This window comes from Aeromonas jandaei (assembly GCF_037890695.1).
Lineage (GTDB): Bacteria > Pseudomonadota > Gammaproteobacteria > Enterobacterales > Aeromonadaceae > Aeromonas > Aeromonas jandaei.
In genome coordinates, this window is record NZ_CP149571.1 from 3076590 (window position 1) to 3099477 (window position 22888).

A 22888-nucleotide genomic window follows, 5' to 3' on the forward strand; every position below is an offset into this window, starting at 1 on the left:
GCTCCTAATAGTTGCTGAACTTGCCATCGTCTACTTCCCGCTCCAGATCGTCGTCATGGTGCAGGTACGGGTTCAGCGTGCTCTTTTTAGGGATGACCGGTCTGGCACTGTAACCGGCAGCATGAAACTGGGTGGGCTGACGGTTGTTGCCACCGCGCAGGGTGAACTGCTGCATCAGCTCCTGCAGTTGCAAAGCGGTGGAGCTGAGCTCTTCCGAGGTCGAACTCAGCTCCTCGGCCGAGGCGGCAGAGGCCTGCATGCCATCACTGATCTGGGTCACCGCAATATTGATCTGGGAGACGCTGGCCCGCTGCTCACGGGAGGCCGAAGCGATCTCCTGCACCAGAGTGGCAGTCTGATCGATCCCCGGCAGCATCTCCCGCAGCAGGGTGCCAGCCTGTTCGGCGACGCTGACCGAACGGCCAGCCAGCTCGCCAATCTCCTTGGCGGCATTTTGCGAGCGCTCCGCCAGTTTGCGTACTTCAGCTGCCACGGTGGCAAAGCCCTTGCCGTGTTCGCCGGCGCGCGCCGCCTCAATGGCAGCGTTGATGGCCAGCAGATCGGTCTTGTTGGCGATGTCGTTGATGATGGTGATGCGTGAGGCGATCTCCTTCATGGCGTGAACCATCTCGCCCACCGCCTTGCCGCTTTCGGTTGCACTGCTGGCCGCCTTGGTGGAGATGTTCTCGGTGACCTTGGCATTGTCGGCGTTCTGGCTGACGGTGGCCGCCATCTCCTCGACGGAGGCGCTGGTCTGCTCGACGCTGGAGGCCAGTTCGGAGGAGGTTTGTGACAGCGAGTTGGCGGTAGCTGCGACCTGTTCAGAGGCCGAGCCGATGGCTTCTGACATGGCACCTACCTCGTTGAGAATATCGGAGAGGCGGTGGGCCATGCTCTTGATGGCGTAGAGCAAGCTAGTGGTGTCATCGCTGCGCAGCTTGACCGGAGTCGAGAGATCCCCGGCGGCAACACGGGAAACCACCTGCACGGTATAGGAGGGATCGCCACCCAACTGGCGCAAGATGCTGCGGGTGACCAGCATGGCCAGGATGAGACAGATAACAAAGGCTGTGCTGGAGATCACGAGGAGAAATTGCAGATTTTCCTGATAGATATTTTGGCTTTCGTCGAGCGAGCTCTTGGCAAGGGCAGTGTTTACATCGACCAGCTCGCGCAGAATGGCATCTGCGGCATCAAAGGCTGGACGCCCTTTCTCACTCATCATGCGGTATGCCTTGCGATCGGCATCTGCATCAACCCCCTGAGTCTGGGATAGCTTGAGAATGTCCCCCTGATACCCTTTGTAGACAGCCCACGCCTCATCAAAGCGGGATAGCAGGTCGATTTCGCGTTGGGTCAGGTAGGTTTTGCGGTAACTGGCCAGGAAGTCAAACATCCGCTTCTCGAACTTGCCCATATTGGTTAACGCCTGTTCCCTCAGGTCTGGATCCAGTTCGCCAATGTAGCGATAGAGGGCGCGATTCTGATAAACGGCGTAGACATTACTCGTTGCTATGTCTTTGATGGGTAAAAGCTGGTTGGCATGCATGTTGACAACCAGTTGTGCCATGGTGCGGGTGGAGCTGTAGCTGGTCGCCGTCAAGGCGATTAGCAGCACCATCAAGATGGAAAACGAGAGCACCAGTTTTGTTCTGACTTGCAAGTTGTGAAACCAGTCCATGGTTTTGACTCCGTTAAAGCGGTTGATAACAGTATGTGGTCAATAAGGTTCGGTTGCCGGAGAGGGCATCGGCATGCTGATGGATCAAGTGCAACTCCCGTCGTCTGGCCAACTCGATAAGCTGTGGTACATCAAGAATGAGGGCCGGTTGGCCATTGCCCAAAATGGTTGAACCGCTGACATATCGCAGCGTCCTGAACAGCTCTCCGAGTGGTTTGATCACCGCCTGCACTTCGCCAATCAGGCGATCCACCACAATGCCGGCGCGGTTGTCGGCATAGTCGACGATAACGACAAACTCTGGCTCGTCGGTGGGGGGAAGGGCAAACAGTTCGCGCAGCACGATAAAGGGCACCCACTCGCCGCGGATATTGATCTGGCGCGAGGGGGTATCGAGGGCATCCGGCGGCAGATCAATGCACTCGAGCATCATGTCGAGGGGGATCACCAGAGAGGAGTGATCCACCTCAATGCGAAAACCGTCGATGATGGCGAGGGTTAACGGGAGCCGCAGGCGGAAGGTTGTGCCGCGGCCAGGATGGCTCTCGATGGTGGTCTCGCCCCGCAGGGACTCCAGATTGCGTTTGACCACATCGAGCCCGACACCGCGACCCGAGAGATCACTGACACCGCTGGCGGTTGAGAAGCCGGGTTGGAAAAGGAACTGGAATATCTCCTGCTCGCTCAGGACTTTTCCCTCCTGAGCCATGCCCATCGTCTGGGCCTTGGCCAGGATCTTGTCGCGATCGATGCCGCGACCATCGTCGCTCACTTCAACCACTACGGCGCCTGCGTCGTGATAAGCGTTCAGGGTGATCACGCCGCCAGCCGCCTTGCCAGCCTCAAGGCGCTGCGCCTCATCCTCGATGCCGTGATCGACCGCATTGCGCACCAGATGCATCAGGGGATCGGTCAGCTTCTCGACCATGGATTTGTCGATATCGGTTTCGGCGTTGTTGATGTGCAGGCTGATGTTCTTGCCGGTCTGCTGGGAGAGTTCGTGCACCAACCTCGGAAAGCGGTTGAAGATCTCGTTGATGGGCACCATGCGCAGGGTAAGGGCGTCATCGCGGATCCCCTCGACCAGGGTATTGACCGCTGCCACCGACTCGACCAGCTCGGCATCTCCTCGCAATCTGGCCTGCAGGGTTGTCGCTGAGGTGGCGATCACCAGTTCGCCGACCCGGTTGATCAGCCGGTCGAGCTTCGCCGCCTCAATGCGAATGTAGTGTCCCTCACTGCGCAGCGGGGCGGGCTTGGGCTGAGGTGTTACCGGCTGTTCCGGCTCTGGCTGCGCAGGTTGTGACACTGATGCTGAAGGGGCGGCGGATGCGTTGTCTGTTTCGCTGGTTTGGCCGCGGCGATAGTCGCCCCGTTCAATGGCGGCCGCTTCTTCACGGGTCAGGACGTCGGCCGCCTCCCAGCGGGCAAGCTGGGCCGTCAGCGCTTCATTGCGCCACTGGGCCAGTCGTTCACCTTGCGCCGCAAACCCGGCGAGATCCTGATGAGGCGACAGCAGGCAGATGATGCTGGCATGAGCGACAAAGTCGAAGGTACTGCGGATCCGCTCGGGGGATTCAGCACTGCGCAGGCCAATTTCATAGCCAAGGAAACATTCGGTTGGGTCGAGCAACTGAAGGGGGGGCCATTCGTGCCAGACCGGTTCGATGAAGACGATCTCTCCCAGATTGCCGAGATAGCGGATAAAGGCCAGCAGGTCGAAGCCATCTTGATAGAGCGCGGGATAAAATCGCACAGAGAGATGCCAGCGCTTGAGATCCTGTGAAGGGAGTACGTTTTGTGGCGGCACTACGACCGGTTGGGTTGGCAAACTTTGATGGCCCTGCAGTTGGGAAAGCAGGGCCAGGATCTGTTGGGTTTCGGTTTGCGGCAGCTCGGGGTTGTGCTCGGCCCCCTGCAGCAGATCGCGCAGCTGATCGTTGCAGGCCAGCAGCAGGTTGATCAGATGCTCATCGAGCTGTAACTCGCCGCTGCGAAGCCGTGCCAGCATGTTCTCCATGGCGTGGGCGAAGCGTACCAGCATGGTGAGGCCCAGCATGCTGGCTGACCCCTTGATGGTATGGGCGGTACGAAACATCAAATTGTAGGTTTCGGGATTGGCCGGGTAGCTTTCGCGATCAAGGAGCGCCTGCTCCAGATGATCACACTGCTCGTAGGCCTCCTCGAAAAAGAGAGTGCGCGCTTTATTGACGTCCATCTGGCCCCTCCGCTCTGGTCAGGGATGAAAGCAACCCGAGCTGGCCCAGCGCCAGTTCGGCTTCACTGCCATCTCCCGTCTTGATCCGCAGCCGCTTGCCCTGGCTATTGGCCTCTTGCTGGAGGAGGGCGACAAGTTGGGCACCGCAGCTATCGAGCGCTTCAAGCTGGCTCAAATCCAGCAAAGCAACAGGAAAGTTGAGCAGACTGAAGAGATCGTCTTGCAGCTCTGCCACCGTCATGATGGTGAACTCCCCCGTGAGAATGGCAGTTGGGGGCGCGTGCATAATATCCAGTTCAAAACTCATACCTTGTGCTCCCGTATCATGGTTGCACCACCTTGTAGACATCATCGATAAGCTTTAACGGCTCGAATGGCTTGGTCAGCCAGACACGGGCGCCGGCATCGAACCCCTCCTGGCGTATCTCGGGCGAGTTTTCCGTCGTCAGCATGATGAACGGGATATAGCGGGTGGTTGTCTGTGCCTTGAGATGGCGCAGCAGTGTCATTCCGTCCATGCCCGGCATGTTGAGATCGGAGATGATGAGATGTACCCGCTGGCCATCGAGGCGGGAGAGGGCCGCGTTGCCATCATCCGCTTCGATCACGCTAAAACCGGCGCTTTGCAGCGTCATGGTAATGGTGGCTCTGATGCTGGCGGAGTCTTCCACAACAAGGATGGTTTTGGTCATAAAAGTGACTCGTTCACAGGCGTTATAGATATCCGGGTGACATGGGCGAGACCTCCTAATTGTTGTCCAATAAGTTGATGTGTGTGGATTTTTTAAAACTGGATCGACGTGTGCAGGAGAAAAATCGGGGAAGGGGGAGACTGGCGGTTTTTAAGCTTCTACGGAAAGGGTTCAATAGACGCTTGTTGCACCGTATCTCCTGTCATTGTCAGCCACTTTTGCATGCTCAGAGTGACCTGATGAGGTATAATGCGGGACTATTTTTATGGGTTCCCCGTGAGCGTGATGAAAGAATTTTTTGCAACCTGCCCCAAGGGGCTGGAAAACCTGTTGGCCGACGAGCTGACCAATCTGGGTGCAGAGCAGGTCCGTGAGACCGTGGCTGGCGTCCACTTCAAAGGCGAACTGGCGGTGGGCTACAAGGCCTGTCTCTGGAGCCGTCTGGCTTCCCGCATCGTACTGGTGCTCTCCGAATTCCAGATGAACGACGATCTGGATCTCTATCTGGGCGCGCATACCATCCCCTGGGAAGAGCACTTCTCCGGCACCGCCACCATTGCGGTGGACTTTACCGGTACCAACGCCTCCATTCGCAATACCCAATATGGCGCGTTGAAGATCAAGGATGCCATCGTCGATCGCTTTACCAAGCGCGGTCATGTGCGCCCGGACGTGGACAAAAAATCCCCGGATATTCGCATAATGGCGCATCTGGGCAAAGGCAAGGCCAATATCACGCTGGACTTGTCAGGCCCGGCGCTGCATCAGCGTTTCTATCGTCAGGGCACAGGTGAAGCACCGCTCAAAGAGAACCTGGCGGTCGCCATGATTGCTCGTAGCGGTTGGGCCGGCGAGCCCATGATGGACCCGATGTGTGGTTCCGGTACGCTGCTGATTGAAGCGGCCTTTATCGCAGCCGACATGGCGCCGGCCCTGCGCCGTGAGCGCTTCGGTTTTGATCGCTGGCTGCAGCATGATAGCGAGCTGTGGCAAAGCCTGATGATGGAAGCACAAGTACGTGCCAAACGCGGCATGCAGCGCTGCGAGGTGAAACTGTTCGGTTGTGATGCCGATCCGCGCGTGCTGCTCAAAGCCCGTGATAACGCCAAAGCCGCCGGTGTCGCCCATCTCATCACCTTCAAGCAGGCCGATGTCACCAAGCTGGAAAACCCGCTGCCTATGCCTGCTGTGGAAGGGGAGGCCCGTCAGGTCGGTATGCTGATCTCCAACCCGCCCTACGGCGAGCGTCTTGGCGAATTTCCGGCCCTGCTGGAAGTGCATCAAGCCCTCGGCGATGCCCTGCGTCGCAGCTTCCAAGGGTGGAGAGTTTCCATTCTATCTGCATCTCCCGAGCTGCTCAGCTGTCTGCGCCTGCGCGCGGACAAGCAATATCGCCTGTTCAACGGTGCCCTCGAGTGTCAGCTGCGTAACTACCAGATCGCGCTCGATGCAGTCGCCTCGCAAAAAGAGGTGGCGCAGGACTTTGCCAACCGTCTGCGCAAAAATCTGAAAGCGCTCGAGAAGTGGGCCAAGAAAGAGAATCTCGACTGCTACCGTCTCTACGACGCCGACCTGCCTGAGTACAACGCCGCCATCGACCGCTATCAGGACTACTTGGTGGTGCAGGAGTACGCGGCGCCCAAGGACATCCCCGCCCAGAAGACCCGTCAACGTCTGCTCGATATGGTGCAGGCCGCCATCAAGGTGACCGGGATGGACGGCGAGAAGGTGATCCTGAAAGTGCGCGAGCGTCAGGAAGGCAAGCAGCAGTACCAGAAGCTCTCCGAAGAGCAGCACCGAATGGAAGTGCAGGAGTATGGTGCCCGTCTGTGGGTCAACCTCTACGACTACCTCGATACCGGTCTGTTCCTTGACCACCGTCAGACCCGCCGCATGCTGGGTCAGATGGCCAAGGGCAAGCGCTTCCTGAACCTGTTTGCCTACACCGGCAGTGCCACCGTGCACGCGGGTCTTGGCGGTGCCAGCGAAACCACCACAGTGGATATGTCGCGCACCTACCTCAACTGGGCACAGGACAACATGCGCCTCAACTCGCTGGTGGGCCGTCAGCACAAGTTTGTCCAGGCCGACTGCCTGAAGTGGCTGTCGGAAGCGGACGAGCAGTACGACCTCATCTTTATCGATCCGCCCACCTTCTCCAACTCCAAGCGGATGGACGAGAGCTTCGATGTACAGCGCGATCACCTGCTGCTGATGCAGCACCTGAAGCGGTTGCTGGCTGCGGGTGGCACCCTGGTCTTCTCCAACAACAAGCGCCACTTCAAGATGGATTTGGCCGGTCTCGAGGCCATTGGTCTCAAGGCGCAGAACATCACTGGCAAAACCCGGCCGAAGGATTTCGAGCGCAACCAGCACATTCACAACTGCTGGATCATCACCCATGCCGATAGTGGGGCTGAGGCCTGATGCTGACCCTGTTTCACACCGACGGTTGCCACCTGTGCGAACAGGCGTGGGCGCTGGTGGAGGAGGCGGGGGCAAGCGATGTGACCCGCCGCTGCGACATCATGGACGATGCCGGCTGGCTTGAGGCCTATCGGGTGCGTATCCCGGTGCTGCGGGACGAGGCGGGCCGCGAGCTGGGCTGGCCCTTCACGCTGGTGGAGCTCAAGGGCTGGCTCGCTCGTCAGGGTTGATTTGTGATTTGACGATGAAACGGGGGCAGACCCAGTCTGTTGCCCGTTTTTTCATATGAGATAAGGAACGAACATGGCTCTTTTAACATTGCACGGCGCGTGTCTGTCGTTCAGTGATTTTCCGTTGCTCGACAAGGCCGAGCTGACCATCGAGCGAGGCGAGCGCCTCTGTCTGGTGGGCCGCAACGGGGCGGGCAAGTCCACCCTGATGAAGGTGATTGCTGGCGAATTGCCCCTCGATGATGGCCGTCTGGTGTTGCAGCAGGATCTGAAAGTGACTCGCCTTGAGCAGGATCCGCCCACCTCGAGCGAGCTCACCGTGTTTGACTACGCCGCCGAAGGGCTGGCCGGAGTCGGTGAGCTGCTCAAGCAGTATCACCACGTCTCCATGGCGCTGGCGAGTGACCCGTCCGATGCCAACATTCGCAAGATGAGCCAGCTGCAGGAGCAGCTTGATTATCAGAATGGCTGGCAGTACGAGACCCGCATCAATCAGGTGTTGACCCTGCTTGGTCTTGATCCTGACGTGACCCTCGACAGTCTCTCCGGTGGCTGGCTGCGCAAGGTGGCGCTGGCCCGTGCATTGGCATGCGATCCCGATCTGCTGCTGTTGGACGAACCGACCAACCACCTGGATATCGAGGCCATCAACTGGCTGGAAGAGTTCCTCAAGGATTTCCGTGGTGCCATCGTGTTTATCTCCCACGACCGTGAGTTTATCCACAAGCTGGCGACCCGGATCATCGATCTGGATCGCGGCGTGATCACCTCCTGGCCGGGTAACTATGACGAGTACCAGCAGGGGAAAGAGGAGTGGTTGCGGGTCGAAGAGCTGAAAAATGCCGAGTTTGATCGCAAGCTTGCCCAGGAAGAGGTGTGGGTACGCCAGGGGATCAAGGCGCGCCGCACCCGTAACGAGGGGCGAGTGCGCGCCCTCAAGGCGATGCGCATGGAGCGTACCCAGCGTCGCGAGCTGCAGGGTAAAGCCAAGCTGCAACTCGATGAGGCGAGCCGCTCTGGCAAGCTGGTATTTGAAGCTGAAGGATTGGGGCTCGACTTTGGTGAGCGCACCTTGTTCGAGGGGCTGGATTTGCAGGTGCTGCGTGGCGACAAGATTGCGCTGGTCGGCCCCAATGGTTGCGGCAAGTCGACCCTGATCAAGCTGTTGCTGGGCCAGCTAGATGCCACTCGTGGCTCGGTACGTCAGGGCACCAATCTGGAAGTGGCCTACTTCGATCAGTACCGTGAACAGCTCGATCCCGAGCAGACGGTGGTGGATAACGTCGGGGAGGGCAAGCAGGAGGTGATGGTGCGCGGTCGCTCCCGCCATATTCTCGGCTACCTGCAGGACTTCCTGTTCGAGCCCAAGCGGGCCAGAACGCCGGTCAAGGCGCTCTCTGGCGGTGAGAAAAACCGTCTGCTGCTGGCCAAGCTGTTCCTTAAACCCAGCAACCTGCTGATCCTCGATGAACCGACCAACGACCTCGACGTCGAGACTCTGGAGCTGCTGGAAGAGCTGCTGGCGGACTATCCGGGCACTCTGCTGCTGGTAAGTCATGACCGTCGCTTTATCGACAATACGGTAACCGGTTGCTGGCTGTTTGAGGGGGATGGCCGCATCAGTGACTACGTGGGCGGCTATGCCGACATGATGGCGACCCGTGAGCAGCAGCGCGATCAGCAACAGGCCAAGAGCATACCGGTCAAGGCTCCCGAGCCGGTAGCCACAGTGAGCGAAACGCCGAAGAAAGGCAAAAAACTCTCCTACAAGCTGCAGCTTGAACTGGATGGTCTGCCGGCGCGTCTTGAGCTGCTGGAAGCTGAACTTGACGCGCTGCAAGGAGAGATCAACCAGCCCGGTTTCTTCTCCCTGCCAAGCGAGCAGACCCAGCCCAAACTGGCCGCATTGAGTGCTGCCGAGACAGCGCTGGAGGAGGCATTTGCTCGTTGGGAAGAGCTGGAAGGACTCAAAAATCAGGAATAAGTTTCCTGTAATTTAAATTTAATTGAGTTCAGTGCCTTATGTCACAGAGGGGGGTTAGCATGGAAATTTTTGTTTGACCCTCCCTCCCTGCTGGGGTAAAGATGAAAGCGACCGATGAAGAATTGGTCGCTTTTTTTGTTCCACGAAGAGGGTCGTAGATGATGAAGAGACAGAAACGGGACCGTCTGGAAAGAGCTCGTGCTCGTGGTTATCAGGCTGGCGTGGTCGGCAAACAGAAAGAAGCGTGTCCGTATCAATGTCTGGATGCCCGTGGGCACTGGCTTGGTGGTTGGCGAGATGCCATGGAAGGGCGGGGCTCAGGCCTCTTCATGAAGTAAGTTACTTCATTACACTCATTACAAAAGGAAAGGGGCCGTCGTGGCCCCTTTGCGTTGTGGCTTTCGCTACATTCAGAGTCGCATCAATCAGAATGCGGTGGTGTCCTGGAACAGGCCCACTTTCAGGTCAGTTGCGCTGTAGATGGGGCGACCGTCAACTTCAACGACACCATCGGCAATGCCCATCACCAGTTTGCGATTGATGACCCGCTTGAAGGTGATCTTGTAGGTCACTTTCTTGGCGGTCGGCAGGATCTGGCCGGTAAATTTCACTTCACCGACACCCAGCGCACGGCCTTTGCCCGGGCCGCCTTTCCAGCCGAGGAAGAAGCCAACTAGCTGCCACATGGCATCCAGACCGAGACAGCCCGGCATCACGGGATCACCCGGGAAGTGGCAATCGAAGAACCAGAGATCGGGGGTAATGTCGAGCTCTGCCAGGATCTCGCCCTTGCCGTGCTCGCCACCGTTGTCATTGATCTTGACGATGCGATCCATCATCAACATGTTAGGGGCGGGCAGCTGACTGTTACCCTCACCAAAGAGTTCGCCACGGCTGCAAGCCAGCAGCTCTTCACGGGTAAAAGAGTTCTTGCCCTGTTCACACAGGGAAAGGCGGGCTTCCAGGGTCGAATTGTCTACGGTCACGCTGAGTTTCCTTCAAATGAGTAAAGCTGCGCCAATTTAGCGTACAGATGTGCGCTAAACAACTCCGATCACTTCATTAGCGGCCAAACAGCCGATCAAGAAGGGCGCGCAGCAGCCCGACTTTCGCCGTACTGCCGTTCAGCTCATCCAGTCGCTCCTGAATGCGGCCAAACAGGGTGTCGGGCATGTCAGGCTCACCCGCCACACAGCCAGTCAAGAGCTCGATAGCCTCTTCCACATGATCCACCGGGTGGATATGGAACTGGCCCGCTTCGACAGCGGCGATCACCTCATCAGAGAGGTTGAGTTGCTGGGCGTTGGTGCCGGGCAGCAGGATGCCTTGCTTGCCAGTCAGACCGTGGATCTTGCACACCCGGAAGAAGCCCTCGATCTTCTCGTTGACGCCGCCAACGGCTTGTACATTGCCAAACTGGTCGACCGCCCCCGTTACCGCAAAGTGCTGATAAATGGGCTGGCGGGCGAGGGCTGAGAGCAGGGCACACAGACCGGTCAGCGAGGCGCTGTCGCCATCAATTTCGTGATAGGACTGCTCGAACACCAGATTGGCGGAGAGAGGAGAGGGGTTCTCGGCACCAAACTTGTTGGAGAGGTAGCCGTGAATGATCATCATCGCCTTGGCATGGATATGACCAGCTAGCTCCGCCTTGCGTTCGATATCCGCCACATCGCCATCACCGAGGTGAACGGTGGCGGTCAGGCGTACCGGTTCACCGAAGTCATATGGGTGACCGGAGACCTGAATAACTGAGAGACCATTAATTTGGCCAATCTCTTCACCATCGGTCTGCAGCAGGATCTGCCCATCGATAACCCCCTGATCGGACTGTTCGACCAGATAGTTGAGGCGGTAATCCTGCTCCTCAAGCGCGCCACGGATATGCTCGTCGGTGACGACGTCAGCTTCCAGTTCGCGTGCCAGACTATCAGCCATCCGCATGATGGCGGAGAGCTGCACCTCGGAGAGGGAGAGCCACTCCTGATGATCGCACAGACGGCTGGCGTGCCGGCATAGCGCGGCGAGGGCGGCAGGAGTGAAGTCCAGCAGTTCCCAACGCTCGCGCAGCCAGGCGAGATATTGCAAAAACTCCTGCAGATCTTCTTCGATGTTCACTTCAGAGACCAAGTCAGCGCGCAGGAAGATGCGCTCGGACATATCCCGATCCAGCATCTGGAACTCGGCCACATCGAGACGATCACCCACCAGAATGAGCTTGAGCTTGATGGGGGTCGCTTCCGGCGTGAAGAAAGGGGTCAGCGTCTTGCCTTCCTGATAGGCGTTCCAGTCAAGCTCGCCTTTTTGCATGGCGTTTTTGAGCTTGAACCAGAGATGGGGCTGATCAAGAAGTTCATCCAGTTGCAGGATCAGATAACCGCCGTTGGCCTGACGTAGCAAGCCGGGCTCCAATAGGTGCTGGTTGGCATAGACTGAGCCTTGCTCGGTCTGGTAGTTGATGGAGCCAAACAGAGTATCCCAGTTGAGGTCACGGCCGTAGATCACCGGCGCTTCCTGCTCTTCGTGGTGAATGAGCAGATTGATCAGCACCGGATGCTGGAACTCCAGACCCAGCGCGACATGGGCAGACAGATCGGAGAGGAAGTCATCGATCTTGGGATCGTTGTTCTGCTTGCGCATTATGCGGGTTACCAGACGCTCGGCATCGAGGTGGTGGCTCATCAGCTTGAGCAATTCACCAACCATCTCGCAGAACTCGATACCAGTCCCTGGTTGCAGGCGCAGCCAGATCGGTTTGAAGGGGTTGTTGAGGTTCTCGGTGTAGCAGAGGTCGAACAGATCGCCATCCTTGCCGTTGGAGGCAGCAATGAGGGTACGGCAGACATCTTCGTAATCGGCGCCGGGGAACCCGTTGAGCAGCATGACTGGGCAGTCGCCATCAAAACTGGCTAACCGTTTGATGGCAGAAATGGCTCTGGGTTGCAGCGCAGCAAACGGAATGGGTTCTAACTCGCTGAGGGTTGGAAACTGTTCAATCGCAAAAGTAGGTTTTAATTGTTCTGATGTTAATTCAGCCACTTAAGACATCCGGTCGGAGAGAGGATCAATTGTTGCCATTATACACAGTTCACTTAGTGGGAACAGAAAACAACATATTGAATTTAACATAATATACATTATGCGCAGTCATGTCTGTCCCGTGGCTAGGGGTCAGGAACATAGCAGCCACAAGGGCTACAGCCGCGCCTGTACCTTTTGTGTACTTCGCTAAAATGTCATACCAAGCGCGCTTTAGCTCTGGATTGGTCTCCCTGACGGCGGCCAGATTTAGCAGCACTTCTTGCACGTCCAAGCCGATCTCCTCGGCAATCTTTTTTGCAGTCGCATCAGTGAGTTGCGACTTTCCTTTGTTCACCGCAGAGATATAGGAAGTGGTAAATCCCAAGTCTGCCGCGACTTCCTGCAATTGGCTGTACTTTTTGGCCCTCATGTAGGCCTGAATCAGCGTATTGGAGTCCATCTTTTTGTCTCCTGAGTGGTTAGACAATCAGCTCATCATACCGATTTTGGCAAAAAACGGCTTGTTCCCATTCAACAATTCGTATGATTGAATCCATTCAACAAATCATTTGAATGCATGAACCATGACCCACTTTAGCCCACAAAACCTTGATCTGCCTGCTCTCATTGAGCGAAAGGTCTATTGGCAGGCTGAACCGACTGGCGATTACTCCGCCTGCATCGCGGGTCAGGTCGAGATGTTCCGCGACCTGCACGAACTGCGGATCTATCTGTCCATGACGTACCCCGATACCGTCTTTGAACTGGTCGAGGTCACTGAGGACACATGGCAAGGTTTCTATGATCAGGGAGTCTTTTTCGATGACTGGTCATAACGCTGTGATGCTGATTGACGGGGTGCGCTCATGATCACCTCTACTTCTGGCTTGCTGGGTCATGCCATGACCATTCCCAACGACTTGATGCCGATAAATAGCGTTATCGGCAACAAAACCCTGATCGATTATCTGTCCTTCACATGGGCACCGGACGAACTGCGCCGGATGACCGAGCTTGCCAAGCAAGGCGCACTGCTCAAAGCCATTCCGCGCTTTGACACCCAGAACAAAGCCATCCAGGCTGCGTTCGCGGCTCCTGCTGTCGAGGGCCTGCGCTATCTGTGGAAGCGACCCAGCGGGTTCAATCCCCTCGCCCGCTTCGACAAGGTTACAGAGCGCCTCTGTGACAAGGCCGCGCCCTTGCCCTTGGTCAAGGCGCCCTCCCCTGTATGCACTCCCTCTATGACCGAAATGATGGAGCAGGCGCTCCACTCCGGCTATAAGTCCCGCGCAGACATGCGCAAGGAGCTGAAAGCCGTCTGCTCTACCCTGCTGGAGTTCTCCCAGTTTGAGGTGGTCGAGGGTGCCAAGTATTGGGAAGCCTACAACGACTTGATCGACAGCTACGGGGTGCAGTTTCTCGATGCCCTGTGCTGCGCCGAGATCGAGTTGTGGCTGGAAGAACTCAATAACAAGATCGGGGTGCCCATCCCTGCCCCGCGTTTCTCTATGCGCCCTCGCCGTTCCGGTTTGCACGGTTACGCCAACTCGGCCGACCTGCTCTGTGATGGTCTGCCCTGCGGCCTGATTGGCTGGGGTGCGGCCAACCATGGCTGCATGGTCAGTTTTTCCGGCGTGGGTTGTGCGGCCCTCGATTTCCAAGCTCTGCATAATGTTATCTCTCACATTCCAGCCGTCCGTATCACTCGGGTGGATTTGGCGCTCGATGACTACAGCGGCGAGGTGATCTCCTATCAGGGAGCGATTGCCGGCGCCGAGGCTGGCGAGTTTCATCCAGAACGGGGCCGTGCTCCGTCATGGATGAAAATCGAATCGGGCGAGTTTGTGATTGCCGAAGTCTCCAAGGGTATCGCCAAGCGGTACGGCATGGCGCCGACCAAGGGTTGCTCCTTCTATGTGGGCAGCCGGATCAACGGTAAGTGCGCTCGGATATATGAGAAAGGTAAACAGATGCAGTCGGCAGAATATCCCAACTGGGTACGCGCCGAAGGCGAGTTGCATAATAAAGACCGGATTATCCCGCTCGATGTGCTGATCAATCCCGACCCGTATTTTGCGGGGATGTATCCGCAATTTTCAAAATGGCTGGATGAAGTCAAACAGGCCGATATTACTCCGGTTCGTGTGACCACCTTTAAAAACAAATTCAAGACCAGTCGGGACAACGCTGTTTTTAATATGTCTCGGATGGCGGGCCGCCTTGTTAATTGGCTAGCAAATATCGAGGGGCTGTCCCCTGCGGTGATTGTTAACCAATTAACAGCGCATCTGGGAGAAGATGATATTCCCGCGCGGTTAAGAATGCCGTTACCTCCCGAGATTATATCGGGAGAGCATAATCTAATTTCGACCTGATAATGGTTCTTCAACGAGGTAAATAATATGTCCCTGCTCACTGGTATTTTGGTAACTCGCGTTACTCACGGCTTTGGTGTTTCCCGTAAATCTGGCTCTCCGGTGCCGTATGATTTCGCTCAGGTGGAATATCTGGCTCCGGCAAATAACGTCAATAAACCCGAGTGCAATATCACCTCTTGGGGTTATGAAGTCCGCCAACTGGCCCTTCGCAACGATGCCGCCACCATCAAGGAGATGGCCGATTGCCCGAAACTGGTGGCGATTGATCTGGTGCTGGAAGCCGACCCGCAGAACCCGACCCGCAACGTTGTTGTCGGCTACCAAGCCAGCAAAAAACCGGTTTAACCACCGCGCCGCGAGGAGGAGGAGCGAGAGCGCGCAGCGAGCGACGACGAGGGCGCGACCATGCTTTGTCTTGATATCACCGCCGAAGGATATGCCCGTTTATCCGAGGGGGATGCCTGTCATTACGTGCTCCTGACTGCTCAGGAGCATTCCAGACTCACGGATATATCAAACTGGTTCCAGTTCGATATATCCACCGTGGGAATAGCCTTTGGCTCTGGCCTTGCTATCTGGGTCTTAGGCGTAAAACTGGGCGCTATTGCCCGTGTAATTGTTGGTGCAAAACGAGGATAAAATAATGAAAAAAGTATCAGGCTTGTTCCGTAATGCTTGCATTGCGGCTGTATTTGGTTTGACCGCAAATGCGGCAATGGCTGAGGGAACCAGTCTTGCAGATGCAGCAGGTAAAGCGATGGAAGCGGCTCAAGCTGACGTTGCTTCAACCTCTCCCAAGGTGTTGCTGGTTGTCGCCATGGTGGCCGCTACAGGTATCGTTATTTCCCTGATCCGTAAAGCCTAAACCATGTCCCTGCTTATCGGGACACTCTGGTTTTTGTTCTTTGTCGAGGGATGGCGATCATCCTTCTCTATTTAAGGCGGCTCCGGTCGCCTTTTTTATATTGGGGGCTGTGTGCGCTTAGCTTGGCTTTTACTGTTATTTCCATCGCTGGCGTTTGCTATTGCTGGTTGCCCTGTCGGTGTCCAGTTGGGAAACGTTACGATTGCCACTCGGTTACCTGTCTGCCTTAAATTCGATTCATCACAACTGGGTGGTTGTTTAGTTGATTGCAAGGGCGTGTGTGTGGAATTGCCTTTAGCCAATACCAAGGGGCCAGTAGAGACCACCGGAACGGCCTGTAATTGGACTGAAAATGGCAGTGGTAACGGCGATTCTGACGGCAGCGGCAATACACCGGATGAGGGCAATAATTCGGAAAATGGTGGTTTGCCCAAGGATTGGGATTTCTTTGAACCGGTGATTGGTGATGCAACGGGAACCTCTGTTTCAGCCACAATTGCCAAGCTCAATAAAAACCTTGGTAAAAATATTGGTGCGCTTACCCAAAATAACGACATGCTAAATAAGCGGGTAAACGAGATCAGCGGCGATACATCGCGCATTGTTAATGCCACAGAACGCGCCAAGGATTTATTACAGGAGATGTCCGATTTCCAGCGCTTTGCCAATTCCAAGCTGGAGGGGATTGAATTGTTCTCCTCTCGCTCGGAAAACTATCTTCAACAAATCGCCATGAAAGCGGGTGGCTCGGGTTCGGGCTCCGGCTCTGGTGGTTCGTCTGGTGGGGATAATTCCAATATTCATGGCGAATTGAAGCAGTTTCATCAGGATATGTTTGGCCCTGACTTTGCCCAGAACAATATGGGGGCCAATATGTACGCCCTCTTGAACAGCTATTCGTATGACATCAGCTCGATTAAAGAGAAGATCCACACGCTAAACAGTAACTTCAATAACTTCTACTGGAATACGGCACCGGATTTAAGAAATAACAGCATCGAGATGAATCGCAATTTACGCACGATTGCCGAAGCCATCCAGAAAGGCGGAATTGGTACTGGTGGCGGTGACGGTGGCAGCGACATCGATTATGGGAAAATGCCCGGATCTGAGGCTAACCCCTTGGCCGTCAAGCAAGTGACCTACAAGGGGCGCTGTGAGGGGGACGGCTGCTTTTTTGATGCACAGAGCCAGCAAAAAGAGCTGGATAAACTCAACAAGTCCCTTACCGACAAATATGCCGATATAGGCAAAGAGGTGAAAGAGATCTTTAACTTCAACTTGTCCGGCTCTGCTGGGTATATGGAGTGTTTCGAATTATTTACTTATGGTGGAAAAGATTATCGCGTTTGTCCACCTGCTAAAGAGTATTGGGAAATCATCGCCGCACTGATGATGTTTATTTTCTACTTCATTGCTTTCGCAATTGTATTCAAGAGGTAATAAGTCATGGAATGGCTCGGTGACTTCTTTAATTCATTCTTCAACGATATCTATCAACTGGCGGTGCAGTTTGCTGCATGGTTTGCGGTGCGAATGGCTGTGCAATGGGTTGAGTTCAAGTTGTTTATGCTCTCCTTCTCGTGGGACGTGGCCAAGCAGATTTTGGTGAAAGTTCACTTTAGTGAAATGATCTCCCAGTCCTTCAATGCCCTCCCCGCCGACTTTCGCTCGATGCTGCTCTATATCCATCTGGATAAGGGGCTGGCCATCCTGACGCAAGCCTTTGTTACCCGCTTCCTGATGAACATCATGGGGTGGTAAATGTCCATCAAGATCCACCACGGGGCGCCAGGCTCTTACAAATCATCCGGCGCCATTCACACCGATGTGATCCCCGCCATCAAGGCAGGCCGCCACATCATCACCAACGTTCGCGGGTTCACCGCCGAACGCTGCAAAGAGGTACTGGGTAAGGCTGTGCCCGATGAGTTCAAGGTGACTTACATCGACACGGAAGCCCAAGAGGGCCGCGACCACTTGGCCCGCTTCTACCACTGGGCACCGAAGGGGGTGTTCTTTCTGGTCGATGAAGTGCAGCGGATCTTTCCGCCTGCATGGCGCCAGAGCGACCTAGACCGACTCGATTATCCGGGTGGGCCGGAAGTCGCCAAGGCTGACGGGCGACCGGAAACCATAGACGTTGCCTTTGATATGCACCGTCACCACAACTGGGATTTCGTCTTTACCACCCCGAACATCAAGAAGGTTCACGCCGTGATCAGGGCTGCATCAGAGACGGCGATCAGACACACCAACATGAAGATATTGGGCTTTGGGAAGCGTTACAAAACGGTCTTGCATCTGGCAGACAACAGCGGCGCGTCCATGTCCGATGTATTGCAGGCCAAGCCATTCAACAAGGTGCCCAACTATGTTTTCAAGCTCTACGACTCAACTACAACAGGCCAAGTCACGGATACAATCGCGGGTAGCTCGATTCTGCGTGATCCTAAAATTCTGTTTTTTCTGGCTGTTATTGGATTCTGTCTCTATTTTGGCCTCATCAAGCCGGAATATATTGATAAGCCTAGCAAGGCCCCTACGCCCTCTCCTGCCACTGCTGCGACTTCTGGGGCGGTGGGTGCTTCGCCCGCTGCTGGGGTACGTCCTAGCGGCGTTCCTGCTGCGTCTGGTGGCGGGGTTCTTTCTGTAGGGCCGTTTGCAGGTCACCGCCTGATCATCAGTTGCCATATCCTGATTAAAGACAACCTTGGCTCTTATCGGGTCGAGTATTGCTTTGCCCTGCGCAAGGGGGACGAAGTTGCGCCCTTGGATGTAGACGATTGGCCAGAGGAGCTGGCCAGCGTCGATGCGGTGAGCGGCTGCCATGCTGTGGTCAAGTATCAGGGCCAGCCTGTGGACGTGTACTGTGATCCAGAGGGTGACGTTATACGCCGGAAATATAACGCCGCCCTCTTTGCGGGTGCTGATAGCAAGATGAAATCTAACGATGATCGGACATAAATAATATCCAACTGCGTCACTGCATTGTTTATGTTAAATACAGATATCAACGTCACAAAGAACAGGGGCGGTAGCCCCTATAAGCCGCCCTCTGCTGTCCATTTGACCACCAAATGCTTCGCGGCGGGACACGCCCATCTATCCCAGAGACTGGAGCCCCCCCCCTTCCCTGCCAAACCGGCTTTTAGGAGTCTCCGGCACTGAGGGAGGTGAACGCCATAGCGCCACGATTGGCTTTTTATAGCTTATAGATCAATGCTCTATCATTTATTTTTTTGTCTAACTTTTTTCCATCGTTCAGCGGGATTATATCGAGCGCAAAATCATTTTCATTAATTTCATATTTATATAGTTTTATGTGACCATAGCGTTGTGTATCGGACTTGAGATATTTAATAACTTTACTTGTTTCGGAAATACCGTATAAGCTGCCTAGGTATATAGATTGTATTGAGTCAATACTGATGTTTTTTAGCATCATTACACCATCGAATTTTGCTAAACGATTTTTAAACAAGCATTTATCTGTTGGGTCAACTTTAAAGTTGAAATGAGATTTATCCATGACCTCAATGAAATTACCTAAAGAAACATTCTCGTCAATATATTTTTTTAGATTCTTATCATCTTTTTTTAATAAAACAAATCTATCTGCCCAAACCAATGGTACAATGCATCGGTGTTCTTTTTCATACATCCATTCATCACTTTTGGTACTGAGCGCCGAAACTATCATTTCTAAAGCACTGTGATTGCTATTATCCCATGCATCTTCATCGAACCTTTTTGAGTCATATTTTACTCTCTGAGGCATTAGATCAATAGTCTTTAATGTATCGGATAGTGCTAGGCTATCCCTATCTTGTATGTTGAAAAAATCATCTTTATATCCAATGCATACACCATGATGTGAGCTTGCATAATGTGCCCACATTAATATATTTCTGTGAGTTTCAGTTAGGGATACAATACCTAATTTGTTACTTATTTCTTTGTAGCTTTGATTTAATGTGCTTTTAGGATGTTTCTTCCCATTTTTATTAATAAATCTTTCAGTCAATATGTTTGCAAGCCCATCCGTTAGTTGTGACTCAAACGGATCGTTTAGGGATTTTGTTGTTGCTAATTTAATTGCTGGGTTATCTAGGTGTTCGAATAGATCGAAGCTTGATGTGTAGTATTTATACAATACGGTCATATTTTGAATGGCTTATGTTGTTGGATCCCCCGTATAGTAATACGGGGGGAATTCAGAATCATCTATTCCATAGTTCTGTTGCGTGTTTGCATTACTCGTGTGAGTATGAAAAATGAACAACATTGGGAGGTTCTATGGGTTCAAGACTCCAAGATCATTACGAACAATCTCGCGCTGCAGCGATTGACATCGCAGTTGCGGCTGGATGCATAAAGCACTGTGAGCGTCACTATGGGAACTTGATTGTAGGTAGCAAACCCAATAGCGGGGCTTACAAGCTGGGGAATCGGCTGTTTACCAGTGGACAACTGAGCGATACGTTTCCTGATCGAGTTTCGATGACAGATGAGATTCAGGCGGTTATGGAGCTCGCTATGCCTTGTTGCTATGAATGTGAAGAGCCAGAGTGATGTTATGAGAGGGGGCTACTCCCCCTCTCCTATCAGTTTACGCCAAGCTTTTTTCTCCAGTAGAACGCGGCCATCTGTCGCTCTGATCTCTCCGCTTGGATGATGGCTATGGCTTCCAGTCTTCGCCTGTCATAGGTGACCCCTATCGGGGAGACAAGGCAATCATTCTTCATACGCCAGCCTTCCCATTCCTTCCAGATAGTGGGCAACTCCCTACCTGAAGCCATACGCATTAGCCGCTTATAAGCAGGTGGGATCTCTTTGCCCTTATCCCAATATATGACCTGCCTCACAGAAACAAAACAAAGATTGGCCGTCTCTTCAATTGATAAACCGCACTCAAACCAACGAAAAATGAAGTTTTTGGTCAACTCTCGTTCCATCCAACTAAATACCTGATAAACCAGCAAAATTGCGTGGGTTGGCTTATCGGCAGGTTTCAGATGGGGATTTAACAAAACGTCGCATTATGCGCAGTCAGGCCTATAGATAGAACAAAGGGGCCGGAGGCCCCACATTACGTAAGATCAATCAGTTGCTTATCCCAAAGAGCCAAAACAACGTCCATCTGGTTGTTGTGCCTGATCTGTTTTTCCGTCTTAGCCATCACCGCATCCCAAAGCCCATTTCGATCCAGTCTTTGACCATCAAGCGTTTGGAGGATTTCAACAGCCGTGACAGCATAACCTCTGTTGAGAACTGAGCGTGAATAGCTGCCTTTACTGACACCACGAACCAGACCTTCACTACAGAGCCCCAAAAACGCACCTCTGGGGCAACTCTTTTTCTGAGATGATAGGCTTGCGCCTTGCACAGCTAAAAACCAAGCATCACAAGGGTTTAGAGTGTCGTTCTCACACATTCTTGCGGCAGCAACGGCCACTTTTCCATAGTCCATTGGAACTCCACGAAATAAAGGGGCTGAGAGCCCCTTTATTCTGTGATGCCGATAACTAGATTTATCGGCATCACAATAGACACCTCAATACTGAATGCTTAAGGCATGACATCCATTATCTATAGAAATGCAACCTCCGTAAACATTGTTTATAAAAGAGTTTGATGCATTCGTCAGTTTATGGAGCAATCAGGTGATAACATCCCTCCCCTGTGGTTTGCGTGGGCATGGTGTCTGGGGATTACTGCTCGGGGTGAGATTAGAGATAACAAGGTGATGAAATGGCCATCTACTTTTGTGCTGAAGCGCCAAGCCATTTCTCTCGGTTACCACGAAATAGCAATCACCCAACCCCCTCCCCTTGGTCTATATTCTGAAACCACAAATGCTGTATTTTGAGACAAGTGTTCACTATCAAAAGGCTTGAGCAATATGTGTATTGGACTCCCCTTTTCGCTGTGGGCAGCCATTGCGCTCGCGCCGATTGACAGGAATATGCCGTAAAAATTACGGCATCTTGGTAGTCCTATCTCCGATTTTCATCTCTTGTTATCTCTCACTTGTCCGGGTCTTTATCGCAACCTGTCGAGCGGCTTTTGCTGGGCGCTCTCATGACGTTCGCTCTGGCTGGTGTGCAGGTATTTGGAGGTGGTGTCGATGCTGTCGTGGCCCGCATCGGCTTGTACGTGGGAAAGTGGTCGACCGTTGAGGTTGATGTCGTGGGTGATCCCGGTATGGCGAATGGCATGGGGGGTCAGTTGCCGCATTTCGGCACCATCCTGATAAAAGCCATCCAGCTCGGCCAGTTCGGCACCTTTGGTTATCACTGCCTGCACCAGTTCGCGCAGCTGACGGATCCCCAGATTGGCATTCAGTTCCCCCTGTTCCCGGCCGTGGGCGGCCGCTTTATGACGGATAAAGAGCGGGGTCTGCTCGTTGGGTGCCGGCAAAGGCGAGAGTCCCAGAAACGCACGGTAGCGTTCGAGGGCGTGGAGCAGCGCCTGTGAGACGGCGACGGTACGGCGTTTCCCCCCCTTGCTGCGCGGTATGTAGTAACCCCAGACACCGGTTTTGCTGTCGCGACGAAACTGCCCCATCACGGGGGTAAAGCCGGGTCTGGCCGCCACTTCCGAGATCCGCAGATAACAGGCATACATAAGGATAACGAGAAACCGGCTGCGTTCATGTTGCTCAGGGTTGTCTTGAGCGAGTGTTTCAGCAGCCTGCAGCACGTACGGACCATTGCAGTTCGCTGAAGGCTTGCACCTGATCGTCAGCCTCCTGTGCAAGGGGCTTTTTCACCCGTTGCAGTAACAGTGCAGGGTTTCTATCCATGTACTCCTCCTGAATGAGGAACTGGAAGAAAGCTGACAGGATAGCGAGCTTGGTTTTCATCGCCTGTTCGCTCAAGCGGTATGGCAGTGGCTGGCCCAGCTCCTTTTTACCGAGAAATGGACGCCATTGGGGATTGGGCAACCGCTCTCCCCACTCTTTGTCCTGTACGAACTGGGCGACGTTGCGATAGGCGATGAGCGGTTCCGGTGGTGACTGGCAGTAGTCGAGGTAGCGCATCATGATGCGCCGGGTTAGCGCCTTTGGACTGATGGCGACTTCGCAAAAGCACCAGTGCAAAAAGGTGGTCAGCTCGCTGCGGTAGGTCTTGTAGTTGTTCTCGCTATGGCGCTGTTCAAGCAGCCAGTCGACCGCCAGCTCATAGACCAGACCTGCATCAGGCACTGTGTTGAGGCTGAGATTAGCGAGGTAGTGGTTAACCTGAGAATTGCCCTCTTCCAGATAAGTGAGATTGTCAAAAAGCGGCATGGCCGGCGGCAAGGGAATGGGTTGATGAGTCATGGTCTTGCTTGGTTAAAAAAGAAAAGAAGAGAAATGGCCGGTGGTATCGACCGAAAGACAGGGCC

The 22888-nt window shown here is 54.2% G+C and carries 21 protein-coding genes and 1 pseudogene; 11 read left to right on the forward strand and 11 right to left on the reverse strand.

Going from position 1 to position 22888, the window contains the following annotated elements:
* Window positions 1-4 precede the first annotated feature (4 nt).
* From WE862_RS14515 to WE862_RS14530, 4 genes are read right to left on the reverse strand one after another with little or no spacing between them, the layout of a single operon-like run.
* Window positions 5-1681: a methyl-accepting chemotaxis protein gene (locus WE862_RS14515; protein WP_042030996.1), complete on the reverse strand. Its 1677-nt coding sequence runs from the start codon at window positions 1679-1681 to the stop codon at window positions 5-7.
* A gap of 13 nt (window positions 1682-1694) precedes the next feature.
* On the reverse strand, window positions 1695-3899 hold the full coding sequence (locus WE862_RS14520; protein ID WP_042030995.1) for a chemotaxis protein CheA: 2205 nt from the start codon (window positions 3897-3899) through the stop codon (window positions 1695-1697).
* Entirely contained in the window at window positions 3886-4206 is a 321-nt protein-coding gene (locus WE862_RS14525; RefSeq protein WP_042030994.1) for an STAS domain-containing protein, read from the reverse strand. Before WE862_RS14525 ends, WE862_RS14520 begins: the two co-directional genes overlap by 14 nt.
* Window positions 4207-4222: 16 nt before the next feature.
* Window positions 4223-4591, reverse strand: a complete 369-nt coding sequence (locus tag WE862_RS14530) for a response regulator (protein ID WP_042030992.1) — start codon at window positions 4589-4591, stop codon at window positions 4223-4225.
* Between the two features lie 249 nt (window positions 4592-4840).
* Here WE862_RS14530 and rlmKL point away from each other — a divergent pair, with 249 nt between their 5' ends.
* The 4 genes from rlmKL (at window position 4841) to rmf (ending at window position 9570) form a co-directional block, all read left to right on the forward strand.
* Complete coding sequence (gene rlmKL / locus WE862_RS14535; RefSeq protein WP_042030991.1) at window positions 4841-7018, forward strand: bifunctional 23S rRNA (guanine(2069)-N(7))-methyltransferase RlmK/23S rRNA (guanine(2445)-N(2))-methyltransferase RlmL; 2178 nt, start codon at window positions 4841-4843, stop codon at window positions 7016-7018.
* Window positions 7018-7248: a glutaredoxin family protein gene (locus tag WE862_RS14540; RefSeq protein WP_042030990.1), complete on the forward strand. Its 231-nt coding sequence runs from the start codon at window positions 7018-7020 to the stop codon at window positions 7246-7248. Before rlmKL ends, WE862_RS14540 begins: the two co-directional genes overlap by 1 nt.
* Before the next feature lie 73 nt (window positions 7249-7321).
* On the forward strand, window positions 7322-9232 hold the full coding sequence (locus WE862_RS14545) for an ATP-binding cassette ATPase Uup (RefSeq protein WP_042030988.1): 1911 nt from the start codon (window positions 7322-7324) through the stop codon (window positions 9230-9232).
* 158 nt (window positions 9233-9390) lie between these two features.
* The gene (gene rmf, locus WE862_RS14550) at window positions 9391-9570 is read left to right on the forward strand and encodes a ribosome modulation factor (protein ID WP_005315693.1); all 180 of its coding nucleotides are present in this window, start codon (window positions 9391-9393) and stop codon (window positions 9568-9570) included.
* Window positions 9571-9657: 87 nt separating this feature from the next.
* Here rmf and fabA read toward each other — a convergent pair whose 3' ends face one another.
* The 3 genes from fabA to WE862_RS14565 form a co-directional block, all read right to left on the reverse strand.
* Complete coding sequence (fabA, locus tag WE862_RS14555) at window positions 9658-10218, reverse strand: 3-hydroxyacyl-[acyl-carrier-protein] dehydratase FabA (RefSeq protein WP_033113552.1); 561 nt, start codon at window positions 10216-10218, stop codon at window positions 9658-9660.
* A 76-nt stretch (window positions 10219-10294) separates the two neighbouring features.
* A complete protein-coding gene (locus WE862_RS14560; protein ID WP_042030987.1) occupies window positions 10295-12271 on the reverse strand; it encodes a Lon protease family protein in 1977 nt (658 codons plus the stop codon).
* 49 nt (window positions 12272-12320) lie between these two features.
* The gene (locus WE862_RS14565) at window positions 12321-12713 is read right to left on the reverse strand and encodes a helix-turn-helix domain-containing protein (RefSeq protein WP_042030986.1); all 393 of its coding nucleotides are present in this window, start codon (window positions 12711-12713) and stop codon (window positions 12321-12323) included.
* A gap of 124 nt (window positions 12714-12837) precedes the next feature.
* On the opposite strand from WE862_RS14565, the gene WE862_RS14570 reads away from it, so the two are divergent.
* From WE862_RS14570 to WE862_RS14600, 7 genes are all read left to right on the forward strand, one after another.
* A complete protein-coding gene (locus tag WE862_RS14570; RefSeq protein WP_042030985.1) occupies window positions 12838-13089 on the forward strand; it encodes a hypothetical protein in 252 nt (83 codons plus the stop codon).
* Window positions 13090-13119: 30 nt separating this feature from the next.
* Window positions 13120-14628 carry a replication initiation factor domain-containing protein gene (locus WE862_RS14575; RefSeq protein WP_225628394.1) on the forward strand — a complete coding sequence of 503 codons (1509 nt, stop codon included), beginning with the start codon at window positions 13120-13122 and terminating at the stop codon, window positions 14626-14628.
* A gap of 27 nt (window positions 14629-14655) precedes the next feature.
* Complete coding sequence (locus WE862_RS14580; protein ID WP_031227589.1) at window positions 14656-14976, forward strand: hypothetical protein; 321 nt, start codon at window positions 14656-14658, stop codon at window positions 14974-14976.
* Window positions 14977-15274: 298 nt separating this feature from the next.
* Window positions 15275-15496 carry a hypothetical protein gene (locus WE862_RS14585; protein WP_042030984.1) on the forward strand — a complete coding sequence of 74 codons (222 nt, stop codon included), beginning with the start codon at window positions 15275-15277 and terminating at the stop codon, window positions 15494-15496.
* 282 nt (window positions 15497-15778) lie between these two features.
* Window positions 15779-16939 carry a hypothetical protein gene (locus tag WE862_RS14590; protein WP_167335498.1) on the forward strand — a complete coding sequence of 387 codons (1161 nt, stop codon included), beginning with the start codon at window positions 15779-15781 and terminating at the stop codon, window positions 16937-16939.
* Between the two features lie 6 nt (window positions 16940-16945).
* Window positions 16946-17260: a DUF2523 family protein gene (locus tag WE862_RS14595; RefSeq protein ID WP_042030983.1), complete on the forward strand. Its 315-nt coding sequence runs from the start codon at window positions 16946-16948 to the stop codon at window positions 17258-17260.
* Window positions 17261-18463 (forward strand): zonular occludens toxin family protein, encoded by a 1203-nt coding sequence (locus WE862_RS14600; RefSeq protein WP_042030982.1) that lies wholly within the window; start codon window positions 17261-17263, stop codon window positions 18461-18463.
* A 238-nt stretch (window positions 18464-18701) separates the two neighbouring features.
* On the opposite strand, the gene WE862_RS14605 is transcribed toward WE862_RS14600, so the two are convergent.
* The 4 genes and pseudogenes from WE862_RS14605 to WE862_RS14620 all read right to left on the reverse strand — a co-directional run bounded on the left by WE862_RS14605 (window position 18702) and on the right by WE862_RS14620 (window position 22790).
* A complete protein-coding gene (locus tag WE862_RS14605) occupies window positions 18702-19661 on the reverse strand; it encodes a DUF2971 domain-containing protein (protein ID WP_082035445.1) in 960 nt (319 codons plus the stop codon).
* Between the two features lie 442 nt (window positions 19662-20103).
* Window positions 20104-20454 carry a DUF3653 domain-containing protein gene (locus WE862_RS14610; RefSeq protein ID WP_042030980.1) on the reverse strand — a complete coding sequence of 117 codons (351 nt, stop codon included), beginning with the start codon at window positions 20452-20454 and terminating at the stop codon, window positions 20104-20106.
* Window positions 20455-20588: 134 nt separating this feature from the next.
* Complete coding sequence (locus WE862_RS14615) at window positions 20589-20969, reverse strand: DUF6979 family protein (protein WP_156128703.1); 381 nt, start codon at window positions 20967-20969, stop codon at window positions 20589-20591.
* A 572-nt stretch (window positions 20970-21541) separates the two neighbouring features.
* Window positions 21542-22790, reverse strand: a pseudogene (locus tag WE862_RS14620) (tyrosine-type recombinase/integrase).
* Window positions 22791-22888 lie beyond the last annotated feature (98 nt).